The organism is Selenomonas oralis (assembly GCF_051603425.1).
Classification (GTDB): domain Bacteria; phylum Bacillota; class Negativicutes; order Selenomonadales; family Selenomonadaceae; genus Selenomonas; species Selenomonas sputigena_A.
Genome location: NZ_CP194411.1, coordinates 2463312 through 2488751, shown reverse-complemented (window position 1 = coordinate 2488751; position 25440 = coordinate 2463312). Strand labels below are relative to the sequence as shown.

Genomic DNA, 25440 nt, shown 5'->3' with positions numbered 1-25440 from the left:
TTTCGGGGAAGGCGTATAATATACATCCAAGCAAGATTTGCTTCATGTACAGGCCAACGGGGACGTAAAGGTTTCGACGGGGGTAGATGGTGCATGGGCAGCGAGCCGGGGGGTCATCATCCCGTTAGTAAGGTGAAACTTTTATTTAAACATAAAAGCAAACGAAGAATACGCTCTGGCCGCTTAAGGCCAGCCTCTTGCCGCTTGGTTCCCGCCTGAGCGGATAAGAGGACAAATGCGGGATACCCGGGAGCCGGTTTTCGCAGGCTCGAAGGGGAAAATTTTGCGGAATCGGATGACGGAAGCCTGTCTGTGGGCGTCCTGATTCTTAAAGCAAAGCACAGACTGCGCTCGGAGAAGCCGATGAAACAATGCTTTCGGACAGGAGTTCGATTCTCCTCGTCTCCACCAGGAAGGAAGCGGCAGCAGCCGCTGACATAGGAAAAGAGGAAGCCGCGGGCAAGGCCCGCGGCTTCCTCTTTTCCTATGTTGCGATGTCTCTGGCAGCGAGTTGGATTTTTAGTGCAGCCGGCTTGCTTTTTTCTTCTGTGCCTTTTCGTAATACCATGCGCCGACGACAAGGATGACGGCGGCAATGCAGACGAGGACAAGGCGTGTGGGATCCGGGTTCTTCAGGACGGTATCGTGTCCTATGATGGCCTCGATGGCAGTCGAGGGGAATTTGCCGATGAAGGAGGCGATGACGTAATCGCGCAGGCTTATAGCGCTCAAGGCGCCGATGGCGTTCAGGAGGGCCGAGGGCAGATAGGGCACCATGCGTGCGATCAGCATGACAGTAAAACCGTTCTCGCCGCTGTAGGAGTCAATTTTTCCGAGACGCGGATGCTTTGCGATGAGACGCTCGGCAGAGGAGCGAAAGAGGAAGCGCATGAGCAGGAAGCTCACGGTGACACCGACGGTCTCGGCGATGACGGAGAGGACGATGCCGGGCACAATGCCGAAAATCAGGGTGTTGGCTGTCGAAAAAATGATGGCAGGGGGAAAGCCCAAGGCATTGACAAAGAGCACGAGCCAGAAGCTGAAGAACATTGCCCAGGAGCCGAAGGAGCGGATGTAATCGGCTGTGCCCATGAGGTCGCCGCTCTTCAGTACCTGCCAGAGCGTTGGGAAAAACGTGGGATTGGCGAGGTGGATGATATAGAGCAAAATACAGGAGAGCAGCAAGGCGATGAGTTTGACGATGTTCATGGGATTTTTGCGCATGAAGTACCTTCCTTGTCTAAGGGAAACACGGATCAGCTTTCAGGACATGGATTCGACCGTCAAGCGAAACGGCATGCTTTGCTTTCGGTGACGTTTCCTGCGATGGCATCATCAAAGCGTCATGCCGCAGATCGGTGATTCCAGAAAATCATGGCAACATTATAGCATTCTTTTGCCCAAAGGGATAGTACGTGCGGTTTGCCGATTTTTTAGGCCTCGCCGATGTGCTCCGGTTCGGCGTCTTCGGCAAGGCGGATGGCTTTTCGTTTGATTTGGGAAAATGTGAAGAAAGTCATATTATGATGGAAAGGGGAGTCTGTCTTATTACGCCCGAAACCTCTGGAAAATGGACGTTTTGAGCGTCGCCCCTGCATGAAAGCAGCACATCGGTCTGTGCCCTTCGGTCTTGACTTCTTGGGCGTTCATGGTAGAATAAGAGCGGATTGTTTTTTTAGGGGACGAGGCCGTTTCCCCGGCATCCTTGGAAAGGGGGATTTGGCGGTCCGAAAGATCTTTTCTTTGCTGACGAGGAACAGCGGCTGGATTCCTTGGGGACGGGAATTCAAAGGCGGTGTGCTGACGGCGCTTTCGCTTCTTGCTTCGCTTCTCGTCGTGCCGGAACTTTGGGCTAGAACCGGTGTTCCGCTGATTGGCGCCTATACGGCGGCTGTTTTTGCTGCCGCCTTGGTGACGTTCGCTCTCGCTTTCGCAGTGCGGCAGCCTATTGCTGCAGCGCCTGCGGTCGGTATCAATGTCTGGCTTGTTTACGGCGTTGTCTACCGCATGGGAGTGCCTTGGCAGGCGGTCATGGCTGTTTCTTTCTGCGCTGCGCTGCTCCTTCTGCTGTCCGTGGTTACTCCTCTGCACCGTTTCTTTTTGTCAGCGGTTCCTCCCTGCATCCGGGAGGCTGCACGGGGAGGGCTGGGTCTTCTCGTTGTTTTTTGGGGGCTTCAGATGGGGAAGCTCGTCGTCGGCTCGCCGACGACGGTCACCATGCTCGGAAGTTTCTCTGAGCCGGCGGTATTCTTTGCTCTTCTGGGGCTTGCGGTGGCTCTTGCCCTTTGGGCGATGGGGATACAGGGAGCGGCTTTTTGGGCTGCGGCGCTGGCTGGAGCGGCAGCCCTCGCTGAAGGCTTCCTCGTGTTGCCCGAGGCTCCGTTCATCCTGCCCGAAGGGCTTGACAGGACGGTGTTTTCCTTGGATTTTGCCGCCATGAACCAGCTCCTTGGTGTGGTACTCGCGCTGTGGCTCGTGCTTTTTTTTGAAACCTTCGGTGTGCTGGCGGCTTTCGGGCACGGAGCAGAGAAGTCGTGCGAGCTGCCGGGGAAGCGTCCGTTTCTTGTTCTCGCTTTGGGCAACGCCCTGGCGGCGCTTCTGGGCACGGGCCCGCTCGCTTTGGCAAAAGAATCGGCCGCAGGTATTGCTGTCGGTGCGCGCAAAGGTGCTGCCGCCATGGTAACGGCGCTTTTTCTCCTGCTTTTTGTCTTCATGGAGCCTGTCGCGGCCGCCTTGCTTGATTTTCCGTCTGTCATTGCACCCGCGCTGATTTTTTCGGGTGTGTCCCTTTTGCAGGGGGTGCAGCTTCATTGGCATGAGCCGTCGGAAGTTGCCGCCTTCTTTGCCGTGCTTCTCGTGACGCCCCTTTCCTTCAGTGTCACAGCGGGATTGGGTGCAGGCGTCATCGCCTATGTTTTTCTGGAGGCCTTTTCCGGTCGGGGCAGGAAGCTTCCGCCGGCAACGCTTCTTTTAGCTGTATTTTTTGTGCTGCATTTTGCGTATGTTACGCTCTGACTTTATTCCTAGGAGGAATCACCATTGATTTTTAACAAGTCTCTTCAAGGCAAAGCGGTTTTGACGGCTCTTGTTCTCGGAGCATTTGCTTTTTCGCTTCCATCCGCGGCGAGCGCCAAGCGTTTACATGACCCGCAGGTGGAAACGAAAGTGGAAATGCATCAAAGCATCGAGCAGGGACAGACGAAAGAGATGCCGCTGCAGAAGACTGCGGACAAGCAGGAGAAGCAGGCGCTCTCCGACCGGATCCAGGGCATCCTCAATCCGCCGCTGCCGATGAAGCAGCCCGTCAACAAGGTGCCGGCAAAATATCCGATGGCTCCGCGCGGCGCGAATGCTATTATGGGCGGCGCCATGGCAACGGAGAAGCAGTGCGTGGATTACCTTCTGAGCCAGAATCCGCACCCGAATATTTCCGTGTCGCCTGAGGCGCTTGTTTCGTACTATTATCAGGAGGGCGCACGGGAGGGAATCCGCCCGGATGTCGCTTTTGCACAGGCGCTGAAGGAAACCGGCTTTTTCCGCTATGGCGGTACAGTGACGCCGGATCAAAACAACTATTGCGGTCTGGGGACGACGAGTGCTACGGTCAAGGGAGCATACTTCTCTTCCTCGCAGCTTGGTGTGCGTGCGCATATCCAGCATTTGCTGGCCTATGCTTCGACGCGTCGTCCGGCGGAGCCTGTCGTTGACCCGCGCTATGACCTCGTGCGTTCGACGTATGGAACGCGTACGCTCGGCACGTGGGAAGATCTCAATGGTCGCTGGGCTGTGCCCGGGACTACGTATGGGCAGAGCATCATGCAGCTCTTTCGTGCCATTTTGCGCCAGTAAGACTAGCGCGTTGACTGAAAACAAGAGAAGGATGAGGGTCGCATTTTATGATTAGTACAAGCGGACTGACACTGCAATTTGGCAAGCGTGTTCTCTTCAAGGATGTGAACATCAAGTTTACGCCGGGAAATTGCTATGGTGTCATCGGAGCAAACGGAGCGGGCAAGTCTACCTTCCTTCGCGTGCTTTCCGGCGATATCGAGCCTTCGAAGGGTTCTGTCGATATCACACCGGGTGAGCGCCTTGCCGTCCTGAAGCAGGATCATTACGCTTTCGATGATGTGGAGGTGCTGCGCACGGTCATGCTCGGGCATGAGCGCCTTGTGGAGATCATGGACGAGAAGGATGCGCTTTACCAAAAGGCTGATTTTTCGGATGAGGACGGCATGAAGGCCTCGGAGCTTGAGGCGGAGTTTGCCGATATGAACGGTTGGGATGCGGAGCCGGAAGCGGAACGTCTCCTGAACGGCCTCGGCATCGAACCGGACAAACACCACAAGAAGATGGCGGATCTCACGGATAAGGAAAAGGTTCGCGTGCTTCTGGCACAGGCTCTTTTTGGCAGCCCGGACATCCTGCTCCTCGATGAGCCGACGAACCACTTGGATATTGAATCCATCAACTGGCTGGAAGCGTTCCTCGATGATTTTCCGAATACGGTCATCGTTGTTTCCCATGACCGTCATTTTCTCAACCAGGTCTGCACCTATATCGCTGATGTAGACTTCGGCGCTATCCAGCTCTATGCAGGAAATTACGACTTCTGGCTGAAGTCGAGCCAGCTTGCACTGCAGATGGCAAAGGATCAAAACAAGAAGAAAGAGGAAAAGATCAAGGAGCTTCAGGCTTTTATCCAGCGTTTCAGCGCTAATGCCTCGAAATCGAAGCAGGCGACTTCGCGCAAGAAGCTGCTTGAGAAAATCACGCTCGACGATATCAAGCCTTCCTCGCGTCGCTACCCTTACATCGCCTTTACCCCTGACAGAGAAGCGGGCGATCAGCTCCTGCAGGTCAGCGGGCTGACGAAGACCATTGACGGCGAGAAGGTGCTGAACAATGTGAGCTTCACCTTGAAGAAGGGCGACAAGGTGGCGTTTGTCGGGCCGAACACCGTCGGCAAGACAGCGCTCTTTGAAATCCTTATGGGCAAGATGGAGGCGGACGAAGGCTCCTTCAAGTGGGGCGTAACGACAACGCAGTCGTATTTGCCAAAGGACAACAACGACTTTTTCGATGATGTTGAGTTGACTCTTGTCGATTGGCTGCGCCAGTATTCGCGCGATCCGGATGAATCGTTCGTTCGTGGTTTTCTGGGACGGATGCTTTTCTCGGGAGAGGAAAGCCAGAAGATGGCAAAAGTTCTCTCCGGAGGCGAGAAGGTGCGCTGCATGCTTTCGCGCATGATGCTTTCGGGAGCGAATGTGCTTCTTTTGGACGAGCCGACGAACCATCTCGATCTCGAATCCATCACGGCCTTGAACGACGGGCTCATCGCCTTTACGGGAACGGTGCTCTTCGTCTCGCACGACCACGAGTTTATCCAGACGATCGCCAATCGCATTATTGACCTTACGCCTGAGGGTGTCGTCGACCGCGTGACGACATACGATGAATTCCTTGAAAACGAAACGGTGCGCCAGCAGCTTGAGGAGAAATACGGCAAGGCGTGAGACCGGGGCGGGGATGCCCTTTGCCGCAGAAGTCTGGGAAAGCCGCCGCAGCAGGCGGCTTTGTCTTTTTAGGGCGGGTGATACGATGCTCGTAAGACTCTTTGAAGGAGCGTTGAGCAAAAAGGATAAAGGGTCGACGAACCGCTTGCGCGAAATGGTCGAGGTGCTTCGGGAACGCGACATCGTCCATGGCATAACGCCCGAGAAGCTGCGTTTGATTCTTGAGGATCTCGGCCCGACCTTCGTGAAGCTTGGCCAGATCATGAGCATGAGGCCGGATTTTTTGCCGCAGGAATACTGCGATGAGCTGATGAAGCTTCAGACAGAGGCGAAGCCGCTGCCGTTTTCCGTCATAGAGAAGGTCATCGAGCAGGAATATCAGCAGCGATGGACGCGCATCTTCCAATCGATTGATGAAGAGGCTCTGGGATCTGCCTCCATCGCGCAGGTGCATCGTGCGGTGCTGCAGGAAGGCGAGAAAGTCGTCATCAAGGTCCAGCGCCCCGGCGTGCACGATGTGATGAGCAAGGATATCGTTCTCTTGAAGCGTGCTGCAGGTATTCTGAAGATTCTTGGCCCGACGCAGGACGTTGTCGATTTCAGCATGGTGCTCGATGAACTCTGGGCGATTGCCAAGCAGGAGATGGACTTCGTCATGGAAGCGAACCACATTGATGAATTCCGCCATGCGAACCTAGATGTGGATTTCGTCACCTGTCCTAAGGTTTACCGCCATCTGACGACGCAGCATGTACTCGTCATGGAGTATATCGAGGGCATACAGATCGATGACACGGCCGGCCTCCGAGCGGCTGGCCTGGATATCCGGCGCTTGGGCGAACGTCTGGGCGAAAATTATGTGAAGCAGATCATTGATGACGGCTATTTTCATGCTGATCCGCATCCGGGGAATATCTGGGTCAGAAAAGGCAGGATTGTCTGGCTCGATCTCGGCATGATGGGGCGTCTCTCGAACAAGGATCGCGGCGCGATCCGCAAGGCGATCTTCGCGCTGGCGCAGCATGATACATTCGAGATGAAGTCTGCTGTTCTCTCGCTCGGCGTGCCGCAGGAGCGCATCGACCATGCGCGACTCTACCAGGATATCGACGCACTCATGGTGCAGTATGGCGACCTTGATTTCCGTGCGCTCAGGATGGGGGTGCTTTCGCGGCAAATCATGAATGTGCTGCGCAGTCATCACATTGCCATGGCGCCGGGCATCAGTATGTTCTGCCGCGGTGTCATGACGATCGAAGGCCTCATGCGCCTGATCTGCCCTGATGTTAGCTTTGTGGAAATCCTGGCGCGCAGCATGGAACTGAACTTCACGCGCGGTTTCACTTGGCGCGAGGAAGTCGCCAAGGCGAAGCGCGAGGGATATATCCTGCTGCGGAAATCCTTGCAGCTGCCGGAACAGATATCGGATATTCTGCGCATGACGCTGAACGGACAGACAAAGGTCAATCTTGAACTTACAGGTGCGGATGAGCCATTGACCCGTCTCAACAAGATGATCAACAAGCTGATCATTGCCCTTTTGAGCGCGGCTTTGCTCCTTGGTTCAAGCACGATATGCACAACGCAGATGACGCCGAAGATCATGGAGATTCCTTTTCTGGGGGTTCTTGGCTATCTGGCGGCTATGCTGCTTGCCTTCCGGCTGCTCTGGAGCATCCTGCGGGGACGCTGAGGTCGGAAAGAATATAGTAGGAAATTGAAGCTTTATAAGGTATAATTTGCATAGGGACAGTATTTCATTTTATATGGGGAATAAAGTAGGATAGGAGGGATTCCCGTGCGTGGAATCAGGGGTGCGATCACGGTAGAGAAGGATACGAAAGATGAGATATACCAGGCTGTGAAGCTTATGGTCATGGGTATGTGCCGCACGAATAAGATCGCGCCGAAGGATATCGGTGCAGCGATTTTTTCGGCGACGCCCGATCTCAAAGCGGCCTTTCCCGCGGCAGGAGCACGCTTTCTGAAGGGATTTGATGCCGTGCCGCTTTTCGATACAATGGAGCCTGATGTCGAGAACGCTTTGCCGCATTGTATCCGAGCCTTGCTGCTCGTTGATACGGACAAGCCGCAGAGCGATATTCGCCATATCTATTTGGGCGGTGCGATTGCACTGCGTCCGGATCTCCAAATGGAGGAGTAGGGGAGGCAGGCCGTTTCCGCCATGATGTCATGTTTGTTTCTATGAAAAGGAGTGCAGCAGCATGAAGAGAGAAATTGTTACGAAGCTTGCGCCGAAGGCTATTGGCCCGTATTCGCAGGGAATACGCTCGTCCGGCGGTACGATTTTTGCGTCGGGACAGATTCCCATCGATCCGGCAACGGGAGAGCTTGTCGCCGGCGGCATTGCCGAACAGACGGAGCGCGTACTGGAAAACCTCAAGGCCGTTCTTGAGGCCGATGAATGCTCTTTGGAAGATGTCGTCAAGACGACGGTCTATCTGAAGAATATCGATGACTTTGCGGCGATGAATACCGTCTATGCAAAATATTTCCCGAGTTGCCCGCCTGCCCGTGTCTGCGTTGAGGTTGCCAGACTTCCGAAAGATGCTTTGATCGAAATCGATTGCATTGCATTCGAGGGACATAATTTTTCGTATTAAACAAAAGTGGATATATCATAAAACAAGCCGTTGAACCTAGGTTCAACGGCTTGTTTTATGATATATCATTCCTGATTTTGTGCACTAAATCAGTTGGCGCGTTCCACCTTGCCGGAGCGCAGGCAGCGCGTGCAGACATTGACGCGTTTTGTTTCGCCTTCAACAACAGCACGGACACGTTGGATATTCGGCTTCCACTTGCGTTTCGTCTTCACATGCGAATGACTGACATTCATGCCGGACATTTCGCCCTTTGCACAGATTTCGCAAACACTTGCCATGGGGCACACCTCCTTTGGATGACGCGAAAAAACTTGCGCCATAGACAACAAAAGTATTTTACCACAAAGAAAAGGGAAGTGCAAGGAGAAAGAAAAAAGCGAGGGAGCAGGTGCTCCCCTCGCTTTTTTCTTTCTCATGTTGTCAGGTGATTGAAGCTTTGTAGATACCATCGATGGCGGTTTTTAAAACCTTGTCGAACTCCGCATCGCTCTGGTTTGCACGCAAATCTTCCGCCAAAGCTCTGGAGAAGCTGGCGATCAGGCCGTGGTTCCTAGCAAGCTTTTCGTTGGCTTCGTGCTGCGGATAGCCGCCGCTCAGAGCGACGATGCGCACGACATGCGGATCCTGCATGAGATCTTCATAGAGATTCTCAACCGTGGGGATCGTGACCTTGAGCATGATTTTATCGTCGGCAGGCAGTTTGGCGAGATGTGACTTGATCTCGTCTTTCATGATTGCCTCGGCCTCCTCTTTGGCGGGGCAATGGATGTCTACCTCGGGTTCGAGGATGGGGACGAGACCCTTGGCTATGATTTCCTTGCCTACGGAGAACTGCTGCTCAATTATAGCGCGGATGCCCGTCTTGTTTGCCTGCTTGATGACGGAGCGCATTTTCGTGCCGAAGATGTGGCGTTCAAGCGCACGATCGAGAAGGCTGCCGAGACCGTCGATCGGTTTCATGAGCTGCACACCGTCGGCCTCGGCGGCAAGTCCTTTGTCCACCTTCAGAATCGGTACGATGCCTTTCTTATCCCAAAGGAAATCTGCCGTGTAGAGGCCGTCAATTTTGCGGTCCATGGTGTTTTCAAAGAGGATTGCCGCAAGGATTTCCTGCTTCTGGAAAGAGGGGCTCTTGATGATGCGCGTGCGCATCTCATGTACGCGGGTGAACATCTCCTCATCGTTCGAATAGGCGCTTTCGTCGACGCCGTATGCCTTGAGCGCCTTCGGCGTGGAACCGCCGCTCTGGTCGAGGGCGGCGATAAAGCCCTTGCCGTTTTTCATGCGATCGAGTTGCTCCTGGTTCATTTTACATACCTCCTTAGTATGGTGGTCACTGTTCATATTATAACGCGATTGACGGGGAAATACAATGAAATTGAAAATAATTATCAAAAATAAAAGAGCGGCGCCCGTATCTTCTCAAAATTTCCAAACATATCTATTCCTGCTTCTATCTGTTTTTTGAAGCTGTGGGTGGTATGCATCATCTTAGCTGTAATGCAAATCGTTTGTGTTATAGGAATGGAAATCGTCAAAGCAGATGAAAATATGCCGGGAGAACTGTATGCCATTCTTGTCGTAAGCATCTTTGTTTTTACAATTTCCTCAAGGGTTTTGTTCTTGAGTATTATGATCAAACGAGCCGTTGGATTTACCTATAAAAAAACAATTCTTTTTTCCTTTTGCACATTGCTTCTCTTAAATGAGATACTAAATATCGTTTTATTTTTATTCGTTGTTATATTTTCTGTCCTTTGGTTGTTGATTCCAATCCATATTCCCAAAGAAACAGGGAGCGTATAATAACGCAAAACGCAAAATCCCGGAAAACTCTCAAAGGGATGAAGAATATGCAAACAAAACGATATGCAGGGATGATGCTCCTGCTCCTCGCCGGCCTTTCGGCTCCGTCCGTCCAGGCTGCAGCGCCCGATGCGGGCGTGCGGCAGAGCCAGATGGATGAAGCCCGGGAGGCCGAGCTGGAAAGGCAACGTCGGCTGCATCCGCCGCGGCTGGAAATTGAGACGCCGGCGCAGGAGCCGGATGAAGGCGCCGAAGGCAAGGGGGCCGTCTTCCATATCCAAAGAATCGAAAATATTGGAGAAGGGGACAATGGCAAGACCTCCAGAAGGAATACACATCTGAAAACCATATTGATTTAATGCACCAAGGCAGCCATGAAAAGGAAAATCCTTCTTGTCTGTGAAATATGAGAGAGATGAAATAGCATATCGAATTGCGGGCACGAATAAAGAGGAGCTGTGCGCATGAGTTGAATCAGACTCGTGCGCACAGCTCTTTTTGCAGTGTTATGAATTTGTCTCGTTGGCGCCTCTTGAAGATTTTATTTCAGAAGAGCCATGACTTCGTCAGCTTTGTTGTCGGAGCCGAGGACTTCCTTGATCTTGTGCTCGACAAGCTCGCGGATATAGTCGCGGCCCGGCGCGATGTACTGACGCGGGTCGAAGTGTTCGGGGTGCTGTTTGTAGTGCTCGCGGATGCCTGCTGTCATGGCAAGACGCAGGTCGGAGTCGATGTTGATCTTGCAGACGGCAGATTTTGCGGCCTTTCTGAGCTGATCCTCGGGAATGCCGATGGCATCGGCCAGGTTGCCGCCGTTGTCATTGATGATTTTGACGTACTTGGGAATGACGGAGGAAGCGCCGTGCAGTACGATGGGGAAGCCCGGCAGACGCTTTTCAATCTCAGCGAGAATGTCAAAGCGCAGTTCGGGCGGGACAAGAACGCCCTGGGCATTCTTCGTGCACTGTTCGGGCTTGAATTTGAAAGCGCCGTGGCTCGTGCCGATGGCGATGGCGAGGGAATCGACGCCCGTGCTCGAGACAAACTCCTCGACTTCCTCGGGACGCGTGTAATGGGCATCTTCGGCAGCGACTTTCACATCGTCCTCGATTCCGGCGAGCTGGCCGAGTTCACCTTCGACGACGACGCCGTGCTCATGGGCGTACTCGACGACACGCTTTGTGAGCTCGATGTTCTCCTTGAAGCTCAAGTGGGAGCCGTCGATCATAACGGAGGTGAAGCCGTCGTCGATACAGGATTTGCAGGTTTCGAAGTCCGGGCCGTGGTCGAGGTGCAGGGCAATGGGCAGATCTTCGCATTCAAGGGCGGCCTGGACGAGATGCTTGAGGTAGGCGGGCTTTGCATATTTCCTGGCGCCGGCGGAAGCCTGCAGGATGATAGGCGACTTCAAAGCGGCGGCCGCTTCGGTGATACCCTGGACAATCTCCATGTTGTTGACGTTGAAGGCGCCGATGGCGTAACCGCCTTCGTGAGCTTTCTTGAACATTTCTTTTGTTCCGATTAATGGCATAATCTCAACCTCCTGTAAAGATGATACAATCTGACACGATTATTATACCATATTTTAAGAGGAGCGTCATGACGGTTTTGCAAAAGCGTTTACTATCCGGGGATGTCAGGGAAGAATGTCCTCATATCTCTGGGAAGGGCAGCTGTCACGGCAACGGTTTTTCCGGAAAAAGGGTGCCGGAGGCAGAGACGGGTCGCGTGCAGCGCCTGACGAGAGATGCGTTCTTTTGTACCGCCGTAGAGATCGTCGCCTAAGAGAGGATACCCGATATGTGCGAGATGGACGCGGATCTGATGCGTGCGGCCCGTTTCGAGGCGGAGCGAGAGGAGGGAAAGTCCGTTTTTTGTGCAAAGGGTTTCGTAGTGCGTGACGGCCGGCTGTCCGGCAGAAGAGACCATGCGTTCGATGATGCTGCCGGGGCGGCGTGCGATGGGCGCATCGATTGTGCCGCAAGGCTCGGGCGGTGCGCCTTCGATGATGGCGAGGTAGATGCGATCCATGCTCATCTTGTCGGGAGCGGAAAGCAGGTGCTGTACGTGTGCCTCCTTGGCGATGAGCACGAGTCCGCTCGTCTGGCGGTCGAGGCGGTGCACGGGATGGAAGGCATGATTTTCGCCGTGTGTTTCGTAGTGAAAAAGTACGGCGTTGGCGAGGGTCCGCCTGTGCTCGCCGTTCGTCGGATGCACGAGCATGCCTGCGGGTTTGTTGATGATGAGGAGGGAATCGTCCTCGTAACGAATGTCTATGGGGATGTCTGCGGGAGCGATGCGACTCTCCTCGTCCAGCTGCCAGCGAAGCTCGTCGCCGCCTTGGATGCAGGCGCACGCGGCATTCACTGAACGGCCGTTCAGTAAAAACGTGCCCGAGCGCCGCAGTCTTTTCCAAAGCGTCGTTGAAAAGCCGCATTCCTTTTGCAGAAATTCACGAAGCTCCATAGCGGGCATGCCTTCGGGGAGGCGTAGTATGGTCTGGCTCATGCGCACACTTCCTTAAGTCGCTGGATTAGTTTTTCGATAAATAAATGAGATTCTCATGATAGAATGATTATAGCAGATAACGGATGCGTTGTCGTGCGTAAGGCGGTGTGCTATGGCTCGAGGAGAGAGAACCGAGGTTTGCCTTGTTGTTCCTCCTGTGGTGGAATTTGCATCACCTTCTCTGGCTATGGGGCTGTTGAAGGCGTGCTTGCTGCGGGACGGTATTTCCTGTCGGGTGGAGCATGGCGACTTGCGTTTCCGACTCGCTTTGAAAAGATCCGAGATACTCCTGCTGCTCAGCATTTACAGGATGTCGGAATGGCTGTTCCTGCCTCTGGCGGGGTTGTCGGCGAAAAAGGGGAGAGAGGAGTATTTCGGCTTCCTCCGCCGCATGGGGATGTCGTCGGCGCTGCAGGCGGCTGTGTGTGAGTTTTTGCCGCGTGCGACGGAAGCGGCGCGGCTTGCCGTGGAAGAGACGGTGGAAGCTGTGCTCGCGCATGGATCGCGCATTGTCGGCATCGTTTCGCAGTTCGAACAGAACAATGCGACGCTCGCCATCCTGCGACGGCTCAAGGAAAGGGAGCCTTCCCTCGTGACCATGGTCGGCGGCTCCAACTGCATGGATCAAGGGGGAAGGGCGTATCTCAACTTCTTTCCGTTTGTCGATTATGTGTTTTTCGGTGAAGCGGATGAGATTTTCTCCTCCGTCTGCCGGAACATTCTGGACGAAAAGGATCTGCCACTGCCCTACGGCGTGTTGCGCCGGGGCGATCCTCTGCCGGAATGCTTGCCGCATCGCCTGACGCAGGATCTTGATGCGCTGCCGCTGCCGGATTTCGACGATTTCTTCGCGGTCGTCAAGGCGCATCCCGAACATTTCAGGCGTGGGGAAGAGGAAGCCTGCCTCCTTCTCGCGGAAGGTTCGCGGGGCTGCTGGTGGGGGGTCAAACATCCCTGCACGTTTTGCGGCCTGAACGGCAGGGTGCGCACCTATCGCGAAAAGAGCACGCCGCATTTTGCGTCGGAGCTCCGCCTGCTTCTGGAAAAATACGGCGACCATAAGATCGTATTCTGTGACAGTATATTGAGTCGCCGCCACTTGCGGGAATTGCCGGAATTGCTGGCAGAAAATCCGCCGGGCAAGGGCATCCTGACGGAGATCAAGTCCAATCTCAAAAAGAGCGATCTCGAGCGTTTGGCGAGGGTGCATATTAATGAGATTCAGCCGGGTATTGAGAGCTTGCATGACGATATCCTCAATATCATGCACAAGGGGAATACCGGGATCGCGCATGTGGCGCTCTTGAAACAGGCACGCTTCTGCAAGGTGCAGATTATCTGGAACCTTCTCTACGGTTTCCCCGATGAGCCTGTGGAAGCTTACGAAGAAATGCTGGCATTTCTGCCGCTCATCCGCCATCTGGAACCGCCCACGGCTTTCCGGCATATCCGCTATCATAGGAGCAGCGTCTATTGCAATGATCCTGCCGCCTATGGCCTGGAACTGCGGCCGGCGGAAATCTATGATTACGTTGCCTGGGACAACGAGGCATATATCGCGGATATCGCCTATGAGTACGATGCGATCGGTGAGAGGCCCCTGCCCGCGGTCTATAAGGAAGTGGAAGCAGTTGTGAACGCATGGAATGCGAGGTACGCCAGCGATTATCGGGAAAGGCTCGACATGCAGGTGTTCCCCGATCGGGTCGAGATTCAAGACCTGCGGCTTTGTGCGAAGAAGACGTTCTACACCCTGCGCGGTGCGGCGCGCGAACTTTATCTGGCGGCGGATGATCCGCAGGAGAAGCAGGGACTTGTCGAGATGTTGGAAAAATCGTTTGGAAAGGCTGCGGCAGAGGAGGCACTGGTCTTTCTTTTGGCGGTAGGGCTTTTGCTGGAGATGCGCGGCAAGATCCTTGCCCTGGCGGTGGAGTCGGGAAAGTAGGGGAACGCTGATAAAATGAAGTCGTGCAGATGCGTGAGGCTGGGGGCTGAATTTATCCGTGGTTCCCATGTGCAAGAGCTTTGCAAAAGAGGGGTATGCGATGCACAATGCGGCAGTAAGAGAAATCATGACGCTCGATATGAAGGATGGGGCATATCTTGCAGAAGTTGGGCAGGCAAAGCGCTTTTTGGAGCTGTGGACGATGGAGCCGGGATTTGCCGGGCGTTTTCAGGAGGCGCCGGAAAAGACGCTGACAGAATATGGCTTGCGGGGCGATATCGAGGCTCTGCGCATCCTTGCCATCGAGCAGGAGGCGGAAAAACACAGCGAAGATCCGCCGGAGGCACTGCCGCGCACGGTGCAGCGCTACCGCGCCTTCGTGCGGGAGAAGTTCGAGAGCCGTCAACGCATGGTCGATGCGGACTGCGTGCCTGAAGAGCCGATGTTCCGCGCATGGCGCGGGCGCCAGCGCAATCGCTGCTGGATGGAGATGGGGCTGCACAATGCCGCTCTGATTCATGTCCCCGTGACCTTCGAACTCAGCCTCGGATGTTCGGTCGGCTGTCCTTTCTGCGGGCTGTCGGCGGGAAAACTGCAGCAGGTTTTTCAAAGGAATGAGGCGAATCGCGCGCTGTGGCGCGGTATACTGCTCTATCTGAAGGAGACGGTCGGGGCAGCAGCGGGCGCGGGAACGTGCTATTATGCGACAGAGCCTTTTGATAATCCCGCTTATGAGGCATGGACGGCGGACTTTTATGAGATCTTCGGCGTCGTGCCGCAGGTCACTACGGCGGCAGCCATGCGCCGACCCGAGAGGACGAGGGATTATCTCGCATGGGCGCTGGAGCGAAGTGCAGGCGTGCACCGCTTTTCCGTGCTGAACCTTGACACTCTGCATCGCATACATGAATTCTTCACGCCCGAAGAGCTTGTCCGCGTCGAGCTTCTGCCGCAGTTCTCTGAAGCTCCGGCCAACTGCTTCGCCAAAGTGGGCCGTGCCCGCTCCATAAAAAGAGCCAAGGTGGGCGTCGGGGACGAGGATACGATTTCCTGCGTCAGCGGCTTCGTCGTCAACATGGCGGAACGCTCCGTGCGCCTTCTGACGCCCTGTTCGGCGTCCGCCGAGCAGCCGACGGGGGAGCAGATCATCGCGAAGGAAGGTTTTGCGGATTTGGAGGATTTCAAGCGTCTCATCTCGTATATGATCAAGGAGTACATGCGGAAGGAATTTCCCAAGACGATGCCGCTCTTCCTGCGCCGTGGGGTTTCGGCGGAAGATACGGCGGAAGGCGTCCGGTTTTTCCGAGAGGAGCGGTTTTGGCTGTCCTTCTGCAGCGACGAGACAATTCCGGCAGTCTGCTACCGCGAGGTGCTGCACCTCTTGCAGGAGGGCGGGAGATGCGCCTATGACATTGCAGAACAGCTGATGGAAGAGAAAGGGATGACGCCGGCAATCGTGTTCTTCCTGCTGCGGAAATTCGAACAGGCCGGACTTTTCCTGGAGCCTTATGAGCTTTCGTGAGAGGCGTGATTCCGGCTGCTGTTTCCTGCATCGTCGCAGGCAGAAGCGGCTGAGTTTGCGAGGAAGAAGGGGGATGTGCGACGGTAGTTTTTCAAGAAGCTGTCGAAAGGATGTTGGGTTTGAGAGAAAAAAGGGGGAAAAACGATGGAAGGAAAGAAGACGAGGAATCCGAGGATCCTCTATGCGGAAATCGTTGAAAAGTGCTGGAACGATGAGGCGTTCGCCAAGCGTTTCAAGGAAGATCCGGAGAGCGTGCTGAAGGAGACGGGGATCCCGATTGAGGAGGGCGTTACCTACAAGGTCGTGGAGGCGCCGAAACTCGTCGAATACCTCGTGCTGCCGCATGAAGGTGCGCAGAAGTCGGTGCAGGAGATTTCGCGGCGGCTGCTGAACCGTGCGGAAAAGACGGAGCAGATCCTGCCGGAAGGCGTGGAACTGCGCCTCATCCAGGATACGGAGGACATTCGCTACCTGCCGCTTCCTGCGTCTCCCAAGACGTTGACGAAAGCGGAGCTTGCCCTCGTGGCAGCTGCCGGCGTGACAACGGTTCAGGCGGATGTGGCAGTTCAGGTGGAGGCAGCTGTACAAGTGGTGGCAGCCGTAACCGAAGTGGAAGTCTTAACGGTCGTCACTACGCAGACGGCCGCGGCGGAATCGTCGGTTGTCGCGGTCGTCTGCGGTGTAATCGTGGTGATCTGAGCGCAGCTGCCTTTTATGCTGCATCATGAAGATTCGGCACGGGCGCATAGTGAGACTATGCGCCCGATTTGTCGATAAATCTATGGGTGAGGCGCCATGCGCGGGGAGGGTACAGGATGACGGAGGTGGCAGATGGACGAACATAGATATCTGAAAGTCATGATGGGAATCGTCATCGCTTTCGTGCTATTGATGGTGGGATATGGCGTCTTCATCAATGCGGCCGGCAGACGCCATATCGAGAAGATGGAGGATGCGCAGCGCCTCTTGCTGCCTGCGGTGCGCGCCTCTTATCGACAGATGCATGTCGCGCTCGATGACGTCGGTTTGACAACGCGGCCCGCCTGGACGGTGGATGTGAATGCGCAGTATGAGGGCGTCGTGGAGACGCTGTTCGTCAAGGAAGGCGATCATGTGAAAGCTGGCACGGTGCTCGCAACTATTTCCAATCCTGCACTTCATGCACAGCTTGCTTCTGCAGAAGCCTCGATTGAAGAAGCGCGTGCGATGCTCGCCTATGATGAGCGCGTTGCCCGGAGGTATGAACTTTTGTTGGAGCAGGACGCCACGTCGCGTCAAGAGTATGAGAATGCCGCCGCGAAACGTGATGCTTCCAAGGCGCAGCTGGCGAATCGTGTGGCGCAGCGCGACATGGTGCGTGTTTCGCTCGACAAGATGGTCGTGCGTGCGCCGCAGGATGCACTGGTCATACATATCTCACGCCGCAGCGGGGACTATATACGCCCGGGAGAAAGCTTGCTCCTCCTGGCTGATACGAGTATCCTGCATGGCTCGGTCTTCATGGCGCACAAGAATGTGCGGGAGCTTCTTAAGCATGGCGAGGCTTTCCTGCTGGAGATCCCGCTGCACAGCCTGCTCCACAAGGTCTATCCGATTTCGGGCAGCCGTGAGGAATCCGCTTTGAAGCCGAACGAATTTCCCGTGCGCATTGCGAGCATCCAGCCCGATCCGAGTGTTGAGGCGGATGTTCATGAATTGCTCCTGGAAATCGACAATGAGGCGGGATATATCGATCCCACCTATTACAACAAAGTGAAGATCATCGCACGCAATACAACGGAGGCGCTTGCCATTCCGAAGAAGGCGGTGCATAAGGATTCACCGGATGTTGGACCCTATGTCTACTGCATGGATGCGGATGAGTGCCTGAAGGTGAAGGAGATACGCATAGGTCTCGTCGATGATGATTTCGTCGAGGTGGAAGACGGCCTTGCCCCGGGGGATCTCGTCATTACGGCGGCCGTGGGCGCCGATGCCTTGGGCAGGAAGGTGGAGGTTCAGGAAGATGGCGGGTGAACGGCAGATATTTCAAGAAAAGGCGTTGGAGCGGCTGCGCCGCCCGGCTCGCTCGGGGCAGATCCTTTCCATTACATCGGCGTCGGGCTGGATCGTGCTCGCGGCGATCCTGCTCACGATCTTTTCCGTCGCGCTCTGGTCGGTCTTCGGTGTCATGGCGGACAAGGTCAGCGGCTACGGCATCCTCGTGAACGGCATGGGGGCGACGAACATCACGCCGCTTGCCGGAGGCCGCATCGTGTCGATGGAGGTTGCCGAGGGCGACTATGTGATGAAGGGACAGAGGGTCGCGACGTTGGAGCAGACGCAGATGGAACAGCAGCTTTATCTGGAAGCCATGCAGGCGAAGAATGCCGACAGTCAGGCCGACATGCGCACGCGCACGGCGCAGCTCTCTTCGACGAAGGAGCTTCTGCATGAGAGCAGCGAGGTCCTGAGCCCTTGCGACGGAGTCGTGACGAGCCAGCGCCATCGTGTGGGCGATATCGTGGCGACAGGTGTGCCGCTCTACGATCTCTGCGCCGGGGGCGGGGAAAATGAATTGATGGCGGTGCTCTATGTGCCGGCGCTCATGGGGGACAAGATCAGGCCCGGGACTGTGGTGCAGGTTTCTCCCGGGGCTGTCGACGCATCGCTTTACGGTGCGCTTGTCGGGCGCGTGACGCGGGTGTCGGAATTCCCCGTTTCCAGTGACCGCATCGTTTATTGGACGGGCAATGAGGAACTGGCTGGCTGGATCGTGAAACAGGCGGGCGGCGCCATCATGGAAGTGCAGGTCGCGTTGATCCGCGATGAGACCACTTCGTCCGGTTATCTTTGGACGACCCTGGCGGGGCCGGAGGATGCGGTGGTCATCAAGCAGGGAATGACCTGTACAGCGACGGCGATCGTAAATCGTGAAGCTCCGTTGGTGAAGGCTTTCAACAAGCTGGGCCAATGGCTCAGGAGTGATTGAGATGGGAAGAGCACGGGTCAGGACGCCGATCGTCCTGCAGATGGAAGCTGTCGAATGCGGTGCGGCGTCACTTGGCATCATTTTGGGCTATTATCGCAAGTTCCTGCCGCTTGAACAGCTGCGGGAGCTTTGCAATGTGAACCGCAACGGCAGCAATGCCGTAAATGTCTTGGATGCGGCAGAGCGCCTGGGGCTTGAGGGAGCCGGCTATACCTACTCGGCGAAGGAGGCGGCGCAGCAGCAGCCTCCGTTCATCCTGCATTGGGGCTTCGCGCATTTCCTTGTTTTCGAAGGGTATGATGAAAAAAAGGAGGAGGTCTATCTCAACGATCCGGCTGTCGGGCATAGGACGGTGTCGTGGGAGGAATTCGAGGGCATGTTTACAGGCATCGCGCTCATCCTGCGGCCGGGGAAGGATTTCGCACCGTCGGGAAAGCGCGACGGCGTATGGAAGGAGCTGGCAGTGAACCTCCTCAAGGACAGGCGAGCTGTGCTCTTTCTTCTCGGCGTGGAGATCTCCCTGGCCTTGGTGAATCTTGCGCTTCCTGTCGTTTCCCAGGTGTTCTTCGATGACGTCGTGTCCTACAAGCATCGGGAGTGGCTCTTCGATGTCCTGCTGGCTCTGGGACTGGGGCTGGTGCTGCGCTCGACGCTCGTGTTCCTGCGTTCCTCCTGCCTTTTGCGCTGGCAGGGAGAGATGACGGTGCGGGAATCGGCAGCTTTCTTTTTCCATGTGCTCCATTTGCCGACAAGCTTTTTCCAGACGCGTTCGCCGGGGGAGATCGCCGCACGTGTGCAGCTGCATGAGACCATCGCAGCCTTCGTGACGGGAAAGCTCGCCACCGCTGTTCTGGATGTATTCTTGGCGGCTTTTTATTTGTGGTTGCTCTGGCTTTACAGTCCGAAACTGACCATGATCGGCGCTGCCTTCACCGCAGTCAATCTATCGGTTGCGTACATGAGCTGCCGTTGGCTCTTGGAGCAGCAGATGAAGCTGCAGCAGGAGGCGGGGCGCATGTATGGCGTCTGTGTCGCCGGACTCATGGGCCTGGAAACCTTGAAGGCGAATGGCAACGAGGATGATTTTTTCGCGCAATGGGCGAACGCTAACGCCGGATATCTTTCCATGGTGCAGGAGCAAGAATATTACAGTCAGTACATATCCTTTGTACCCGCATTGCTCGCAGGGCTGAATACGGCTCTGATCATGGCGGTCGGCGGTTTTTCCATCATGGATGGATTGATGTCGATTGGTATCTTCATCGCTTTTCAGAGCCTTATGGGCAGCTTCCAGGAGCCTGTAGGGAACATTGTCAACATGTCGCAGGGCATCCAACTTGCCCAGTCGCAGATGATGAAAGTACGCGACGTCTGGCGCTATCCCGCTCCCGAGGATAAAGAGTTTGTGCCGGGGGCGCTGGCGGCAGGCGCTGCCAAGCTTTCGGGCAGACTTGAGCTCAAGGAGGTCAACTTCGGTTATGCGCACGGTGAGAGACCGCTTATCAAGCGATTGAACCTCGTGTTGGAGCCGGGGCATCGCGTGGCGATCGTCGGCCGCTCGGGCAGTGGCAAATCGACGCTTGCACGTTTGGTGGCAGGGTTGTACGAGCCTTGGTCGGGGGAGATCCTGTTCGATGGCATTCCGGCGCGTGAGGTGCCGCCTGATGTCAAGGCGCAGTCCGTCGCCGTCGTCGAGCAGGAAATCTTCCTGCTCGAAGGGACGATTGCCGAGAACATCGCGCTCTTCAATCCGATGGTTTCACGTCAGGACATCGTGCAGGCGGCGAAGGATGCCATGATTGACGAGGATATATCACGCCGCGCTTCGGGTTATGACGCCCCGGTCGCAGAGGGTGGCTGCAATTTCAGCGGAGGACAGAAGCAGCGTTTGGAAATCGCGCGCGCCCTTGCGTCGAACCCGTCGCTTCTTGTGCTCGACGAGGCGACGAGTGCGCTCGATCCCGTCACAGAGCGGGAAATCATGAAGAACATCCGGCGCAGGGGCTGCGCTTGCTTCATCGTTGCTCATCGTCTCTCGACCATCCGTGACTGCGATGAGATCATTGTGCTCAAGAAGGGGCGCGTGGTGCAGCGCGGCACCCACGAAGAGCTGCTGGAGAGCGGCGGCTACTACAGTCAGCTGGTGCAGGAATGATGATGAAGGGCAGGAAGAACGGGGGGATAAGGCGATGCAGAGTGTACGGCAGGGCGAATGGATCTGGCTGGAAGAGGAAAGCCGGATCTATGAGGTGACGGAAGGCGAGGCGGAACTTTACGCCATGGGCGGCAGGGCGTCATCCGGCGGCAGCCGCCATTTTCTTGGCACGGCTGCCGCCGGCAGCTGCTTCGCATCCCCGCCCGCAGGAAGCGGCGGGAAACTGCGCCTGCTCGCCATAGCGACCTCTCCGTTGAAGCTTGTTTGCAGAACATGGGAGGCGTCCTCCCTTGCGGATGAAGGAGAGAGGGAAAAGATGGCAGAGCGTTGGGAGTCCCTTCTTTCTCTGCCTCTTTGCCGTCCGAAGCGCGTACTTCTGCCTCGTCTTTTTCATGTGCCCGCCTATGGTAAGCCGGAAATGCTCAAGAGAGGCACATGGGTCATGCCGCCGCGTGATGAACTCGCCTGGCTTTCTGTGTCCGCGGAAGGACTCGCTGCAGAGCAGCAGGAGCGTTTGGTCGAGGGGTACGGCATTGTGCTGCTTCATGCGAAGGCTCCTGTACTTCTTGTCGAGGATGCTGAGGTTGTGCTTCACCGTACGACAGATGTGCTGCAGAAGGCGGGTTTCGCTTTGCTGCACGCTGCTTATGCCTTGGAATACCGCCGCTTTTCTAAGGCGTACGAAGCATTTTTTGCGGCGCAGGAAAGATCGCAAAAGGAGCGGCTGAAGGAGAGTGCAGCGCAGAGGGAACGGATCTTGGACAACTCGTGCCGTGAACTCTTGTCCGGGCTTCTGCCCAAGTTTCCTTTCGTCCATCGTGCCGAAGCAGGGGAGCAGCCCGCTGTCGTTCATGCGGTGCGGGAGATCGCCTCCTTCTACGGCATGGAAAGAAGCCGTGTGCGCCTTCCCGCTGAAGCGCAGAAACCTGCGAACATGCATGAAGTTCTCCGCTTGATTGCTTTGAGCAGCGGGCTTCATGGGCGGCGGGTGGAGCTTGCTGGGGATTGGTATGAAAAAGATCTCGGCCCGCTGCTCGTCCATCGTGGGAGTGAGCCTCTTGCGGCGCTCCCTGTAAGTCCGAAGCGCTATGAATACGTCGACATGGAGCGGGGCAAGCGCGTGGAGATTACGCCCGAAGTAGCGGGCGAGCTGCAAGGCGAGGCGTATTGCTTCTATCCGATGATTCCGGAGGGAAGCGACACGCTTGGTTCATGGCTGCGTTGGACGATGCGTTTTTGCTGGCGCAAAGATTTTTGGACGATCTTGTTCTGTTGTCTCTTTGCGGGCTTCATCCCTGTCGTCACGCCTCTTGTCACGCAGACTGTTTTTGAGGACATCATACCGAGCTTCGACAAGCAAGCGCATCTCGTTGTCGTGCAAGTCATGCTCGTCACGAGCGTGGCGGGCGCACTCTTGCAGCTTGTGCGCGGTCTCACCGTCATGCGGCTCAAGAATCATATGCGAGTACCGGCGGAAGCGGCGCTCTGGCTCAAGCTTCTGTCGCTTCCCGCTGCTTTTTTTCGCCGCTTTCAAGTGGGGGATCTTGCCCTGCGCATGCAGGGCCTGCAGCAGATTTCCGCACAGTTTTCCACAGCGGCGGCCGCAGGCGTCTTCAATGGAATTTTCTGCTTCTGGAATCTTCTCGTCATGTTTTATTACAGCTACAAGATGGCGCTGCTCGCCGGGCTTGTCTGGCTGTGCTTCAGCCTCTTGTCGCTCCTCTTTTCCTATCGGCAGGTGAAGAACGAGCGGCGCAGGGCGGAGGCCTCGGGGCGTGTATCGGGACTCGTCCTGCAGCTTCTGGCGGGGTTGAGCAAGTTTAAGCTGCGTGCTGCGGAAGAACGCGCCTTCTATCTCTGGGCGCACCGCTTCGGTGAGGCGTGGCGCTGGAACAGGGATGCGCGCAGGCAGGGAAATCATCTCGAGCTCCTTTCCCAGGGGCAGACACTGGTGCTGAATTTCGTCATCTTTTACTTCGCCATGACGATGTTCGATCAGGAAAAGGAGATAGGGCAGTTCTTCTTGAATGAAGCGGATTTTCTGAGCTTCTATGCGGCGATGGGAGGTTTCGGATCCTCATTGATGGGGCTTTTCCAAGGCGGCGTCTCACTCTGGCGCGTCATGCCGATGCTTGAGCGCGTGCGTCCCATCCTGAAGGAAAAGAGCGAGGCGACGCAAGACAGGATGACGGCAGGTGAGCTTAGTGGAGAGATCTCCGTCGATTCGCTCGCTTTCCGTTACCACTCCGATGCGCCCTGGGTGCTGCAAGATGTCTCGTTCTCCATAAAGCCGGGAACGTTCCTTGCCATCGTAGGCAGTTCCGGCAGCGGCAAGTCTACGCTCCTGCGGCTGCTTCTCGGCATGGAGCAGCCGCAGAAAGGCTCCGTCGCTTACGATGGGCTGGCGATGCGCGACCTCGATGTGGCGTCGGTGCGCCGGCAGATCGGTGTCGTCATGCAGAACGGCCAGCTGCTCCCGGGCACAATTTTTTCCAATATTGTCGGTTCTTTGCCGCTGACGATCGACGACGCATGGGAGGCCGTGCGCCTCGTCGGACTTGCCGAGGACATCAAGGAGATGCCGATGGGCATGCATACGCTCGTCAATGACGGCGGCACGGTCTTTTCCGGCGGACAGCGCCAGCGTCTCCTCATCGCACGCTCGCTCGTACAGCGGCCTCGTATCGTCGTTTTTGACGAGGCAACGAGCTCTCTGGACAATGAAACGCAGGCTGTTGTCACTAAGACACTTGCGGATATGAAGGCGACACGCATCCTCGTAGCGCATCGTCTCTCGACCATCCGTCACGCCGATCGGATTCTCGTGCTGGAACGCGGCGTGATTGCGGAGGAGGGAAGCTACGAAGAGTTGATGGCGATGAAAGGCTTGTTTTTCCAGCTTGCCGAGCGGCAGCAGCTATAGCGGAGCCATGCGATTGAGCGCAGTAAGACTGTGCCTCCTTTGTATTTTTTTGTTTATTGTAGACGTGGACATGAAATTTTTGTATAATATAAGGCGGTCAATCATGTTTTGGAGTATTTTGTAACGAATGACCACTCTCAAAGGACGTTTTTTGCTCGCGCTGTTCTTTTGCCGGCGGGCAATCTAGGAGGAAGTTATGGCTCTGATCGTAAAGAAGTTTGGTGGCAGTTCGGTTGCCACTACGGAGAAAATCAAAGCGGTGGCGCGGCGTGTTCTCGATGGCATGCAGCCGGGCGATGCGGTCGTCGTCGTCGTTTCCGCCATGGGGGACACCACCGATGACCTCATCGAGCTGGCGCGCGGCATAGACAAAAATCCGTACCATTATGCGCGTGAGATGGACATGCTGTTGACGACAGGCGAGCAGGTATCCATTGCACTTCTGGCTATGGCGTTCTGTTCGATGGGACACAAGGCGGTTTCCCTGACCGGCGCGATGGTCGGAATGGGAACGAATTCCGTGCATACGAAGGGGCGCATTGTGGGAATTGAACCGCATCGCGTCAGGGAAGCTTTGGACGAGGGCAACATCGTCGTCGTCGCGGGTTTCCAGGGGGCCGACTCTTTGGGCGATCCCGTTACGCTTGGACGCGGCGGCTCGGATACGTCGGCGGTGGCTCTTGCAGGCGCATTAAAAGCCGACAGCTGCGAGATTTTCACTGACGTGGACGGCATTTATTCCGCCGATCCGCGCCTTGTCAAGGGTGCGCGCAAGATGCAGGAGATCACTTACGATGAGATGCTGGAGATGGCGCGCCTCGGTGCAGGCGTCATGCAGCCGCGCTCCGTGGAGATGGGCAAGCACTTCGGCATCCCCATTCATGTACGCTCGACGTTTACAGAGAAAACCGGCACGATGATCAGGGAGGCTTATACAATGGAAGAGAAGGATTTTGTAATCAGGGGACTGGCGCACGACGACAAGGTGGCAAAGCTCGCTGTCATGGGCGTACCGAACCAGCCGGGGGTCGCACACTCTCTCTTTTCCGCGCTTGCTGACGCCAATGTGAGCGTAGATATGATCGTGCAGAGTGTGCGGAACATCGAGCGCAATGTGACGGACATGGTATTCACCGTCGCTGTCGAGGATCTGGAAACGGCGCGTGAGATTGTCGACGGGGTTGCAAAGAAGCTTAATGCCATATCGGTTCTCGTGGAGGAGAACGTTGCAAAGGTTTCTGTCGTCGGCGTCGGTATGCTCGGCAATCCCGGCATCGCCGCCCGGATGTTCGGCGCACTGGAGCGTGCGAATGTGAACATCGATATCATCAGCACATCCGAGATCAGTATTTCCTGCCTCATTCGGAAGGACAAACTGGAAGAGGCGGCAAATGCCATTCATGATGAATTTTTTCCACGCGCCTGATGTTTAAGGTTTCAGGTTTTAATGTGCTGAGGCAATTG

Annotated in this window: 20 protein-coding genes and 1 other RNA gene; 16 read left to right on the top strand and 5 right to left on the bottom strand. The window is 55.8% G+C overall.

Annotation, left to right across the window (positions count from 1 at the left end; genetic code table 11):
• Positions 1-58: 58 nt before the first annotated feature.
• Positions 59-411, top strand: a transfer-messenger RNA (tmRNA) gene (ssrA, locus tag ACRTGH_RS11775).
• 108 nt (positions 412-519) lie between these two features.
• On the opposite strand, the gene ACRTGH_RS11770 is transcribed toward ssrA, so the two are convergent.
• Complete coding sequence (locus ACRTGH_RS11770) at positions 520-1224, bottom strand: TVP38/TMEM64 family protein (RefSeq protein WP_368845858.1); 705 nt, start codon at positions 1222-1224, stop codon at positions 520-522.
• A gap of 495 nt (positions 1225-1719) precedes the next feature.
• Between ACRTGH_RS11770 and ACRTGH_RS11765 the strand changes: the two genes are divergently transcribed.
• The 6 genes from ACRTGH_RS11765 to ACRTGH_RS11740 all read left to right on the top strand — a co-directional run bounded on the left by ACRTGH_RS11765 (position 1720) and on the right by ACRTGH_RS11740 (position 8143).
• Positions 1720-3015, top strand: a complete 1296-nt coding sequence (locus tag ACRTGH_RS11765; RefSeq protein WP_368845859.1) for an NCS2 family permease — start codon at positions 1720-1722, stop codon at positions 3013-3015.
• 24 nt (positions 3016-3039) lie between these two features.
• A complete protein-coding gene (locus ACRTGH_RS11760; RefSeq protein ID WP_368845860.1) occupies positions 3040-3849 on the top strand; it encodes a glucosaminidase domain-containing protein in 810 nt (269 codons plus the stop codon).
• A 47-nt stretch (positions 3850-3896) separates the two neighbouring features.
• Complete coding sequence (locus ACRTGH_RS11755; RefSeq protein WP_368845861.1) at positions 3897-5519, top strand: ABC-F family ATP-binding cassette domain-containing protein; 1623 nt, start codon at positions 3897-3899, stop codon at positions 5517-5519.
• A gap of 85 nt (positions 5520-5604) precedes the next feature.
• Positions 5605-7212 carry an ABC1 kinase family protein gene (locus ACRTGH_RS11750; RefSeq protein WP_368845862.1) on the top strand — a complete coding sequence of 536 codons (1608 nt, stop codon included), beginning with the start codon at positions 5605-5607 and terminating at the stop codon, positions 7210-7212.
• A gap of 105 nt (positions 7213-7317) precedes the next feature.
• Positions 7318-7683, top strand: a complete 366-nt coding sequence (gene aroH / locus ACRTGH_RS11745; RefSeq protein ID WP_368845863.1) for a chorismate mutase — start codon at positions 7318-7320, stop codon at positions 7681-7683.
• Between the two features lie 61 nt (positions 7684-7744).
• The gene (locus ACRTGH_RS11740) at positions 7745-8143 is read left to right on the top strand and encodes a RidA family protein (RefSeq protein ID WP_368845864.1); all 399 of its coding nucleotides are present in this window, start codon (positions 7745-7747) and stop codon (positions 8141-8143) included.
• Positions 8144-8232: 89 nt separating this feature from the next.
• On the opposite strand, the gene rpmB is transcribed toward ACRTGH_RS11740, so the two are convergent.
• Together rpmB and ACRTGH_RS11730 are read right to left on the bottom strand one after the other, a co-directional pair.
• A complete protein-coding gene (rpmB, locus tag ACRTGH_RS11735) occupies positions 8233-8424 on the bottom strand; it encodes a 50S ribosomal protein L28 (protein WP_368845865.1) in 192 nt (63 codons plus the stop codon).
• A 142-nt stretch (positions 8425-8566) separates the two neighbouring features.
• On the bottom strand, positions 8567-9454 hold the full coding sequence (locus ACRTGH_RS11730) for a fructose bisphosphate aldolase (RefSeq protein ID WP_368845866.1): 888 nt from the start codon (positions 9452-9454) through the stop codon (positions 8567-8569).
• A gap of 545 nt (positions 9455-9999) precedes the next feature.
• Between ACRTGH_RS11730 and ACRTGH_RS11725 the strand changes: the two genes are divergently transcribed.
• On the top strand, positions 10000-10311 hold the full coding sequence (locus ACRTGH_RS11725) for a hypothetical protein (RefSeq protein WP_368845867.1): 312 nt from the start codon (positions 10000-10002) through the stop codon (positions 10309-10311).
• Positions 10312-10493: 182 nt separating this feature from the next.
• Here the strand turns inward: ACRTGH_RS11725 and fba are convergent, their stop codons facing one another.
• Both fba and ACRTGH_RS11715 read right to left on the bottom strand, forming a co-directional pair.
• Positions 10494-11483, bottom strand: coding sequence for a class II fructose-1,6-bisphosphate aldolase (gene fba / locus ACRTGH_RS11720; protein WP_368845868.1), 990 nt, complete (start codon positions 11481-11483; stop codon positions 10494-10496).
• Between the two features lie 92 nt (positions 11484-11575).
• Positions 11576-12460, bottom strand: a complete 885-nt coding sequence (locus tag ACRTGH_RS11715; protein ID WP_368845869.1) for an RluA family pseudouridine synthase — start codon at positions 12458-12460, stop codon at positions 11576-11578.
• Positions 12461-12572: 112 nt separating this feature from the next.
• Between ACRTGH_RS11715 and ACRTGH_RS11710 the strand changes: the two genes are divergently transcribed.
• The 8 genes from ACRTGH_RS11710 to ACRTGH_RS11675 all read left to right on the top strand — a co-directional run bounded on the left by ACRTGH_RS11710 (position 12573) and on the right by ACRTGH_RS11675 (position 25402).
• Positions 12573-14405: a RiPP maturation radical SAM C-methyltransferase gene (locus ACRTGH_RS11710; protein ID WP_368845870.1), complete on the top strand. Its 1833-nt coding sequence runs from the start codon at positions 12573-12575 to the stop codon at positions 14403-14405.
• 100 nt (positions 14406-14505) lie between these two features.
• On the top strand, positions 14506-15927 hold the full coding sequence (locus ACRTGH_RS11705; protein WP_368845871.1) for a radical SAM family RiPP maturation amino acid epimerase: 1422 nt from the start codon (positions 14506-14508) through the stop codon (positions 15925-15927).
• 144 nt (positions 15928-16071) lie between these two features.
• Positions 16072-16626 carry a hypothetical protein gene (locus ACRTGH_RS11700; RefSeq protein ID WP_368845872.1) on the top strand — a complete coding sequence of 185 codons (555 nt, stop codon included), beginning with the start codon at positions 16072-16074 and terminating at the stop codon, positions 16624-16626.
• Positions 16627-16758: 132 nt separating this feature from the next.
• Positions 16759-17943: an efflux RND transporter periplasmic adaptor subunit gene (locus tag ACRTGH_RS11695; protein ID WP_368845873.1), complete on the top strand. Its 1185-nt coding sequence runs from the start codon at positions 16759-16761 to the stop codon at positions 17941-17943.
• The gene (locus ACRTGH_RS11690) at positions 17933-18898 is read left to right on the top strand and encodes a hypothetical protein (RefSeq protein WP_368845874.1); all 966 of its coding nucleotides are present in this window, start codon (positions 17933-17935) and stop codon (positions 18896-18898) included. The genes ACRTGH_RS11695 and ACRTGH_RS11690 overlap by 11 nt, the downstream gene beginning before the upstream one ends.
• A gap of 1 nt (position 18899) precedes the next feature.
• Positions 18900-21053, top strand: a complete 2154-nt coding sequence (locus ACRTGH_RS11685; RefSeq protein ID WP_368845875.1) for an NHLP family bacteriocin export ABC transporter peptidase/permease/ATPase subunit — start codon at positions 18900-18902, stop codon at positions 21051-21053.
• 34 nt (positions 21054-21087) lie between these two features.
• Positions 21088-23976: an NHLP bacteriocin export ABC transporter permease/ATPase subunit gene (locus ACRTGH_RS11680; protein ID WP_368845876.1), complete on the top strand. Its 2889-nt coding sequence runs from the start codon at positions 21088-21090 to the stop codon at positions 23974-23976.
• Positions 23977-24172: 196 nt separating this feature from the next.
• Positions 24173-25402: an aspartate kinase gene (locus ACRTGH_RS11675; RefSeq protein WP_368845877.1), complete on the top strand. Its 1230-nt coding sequence runs from the start codon at positions 24173-24175 to the stop codon at positions 25400-25402.
• Positions 25403-25440 lie beyond the last annotated feature (38 nt).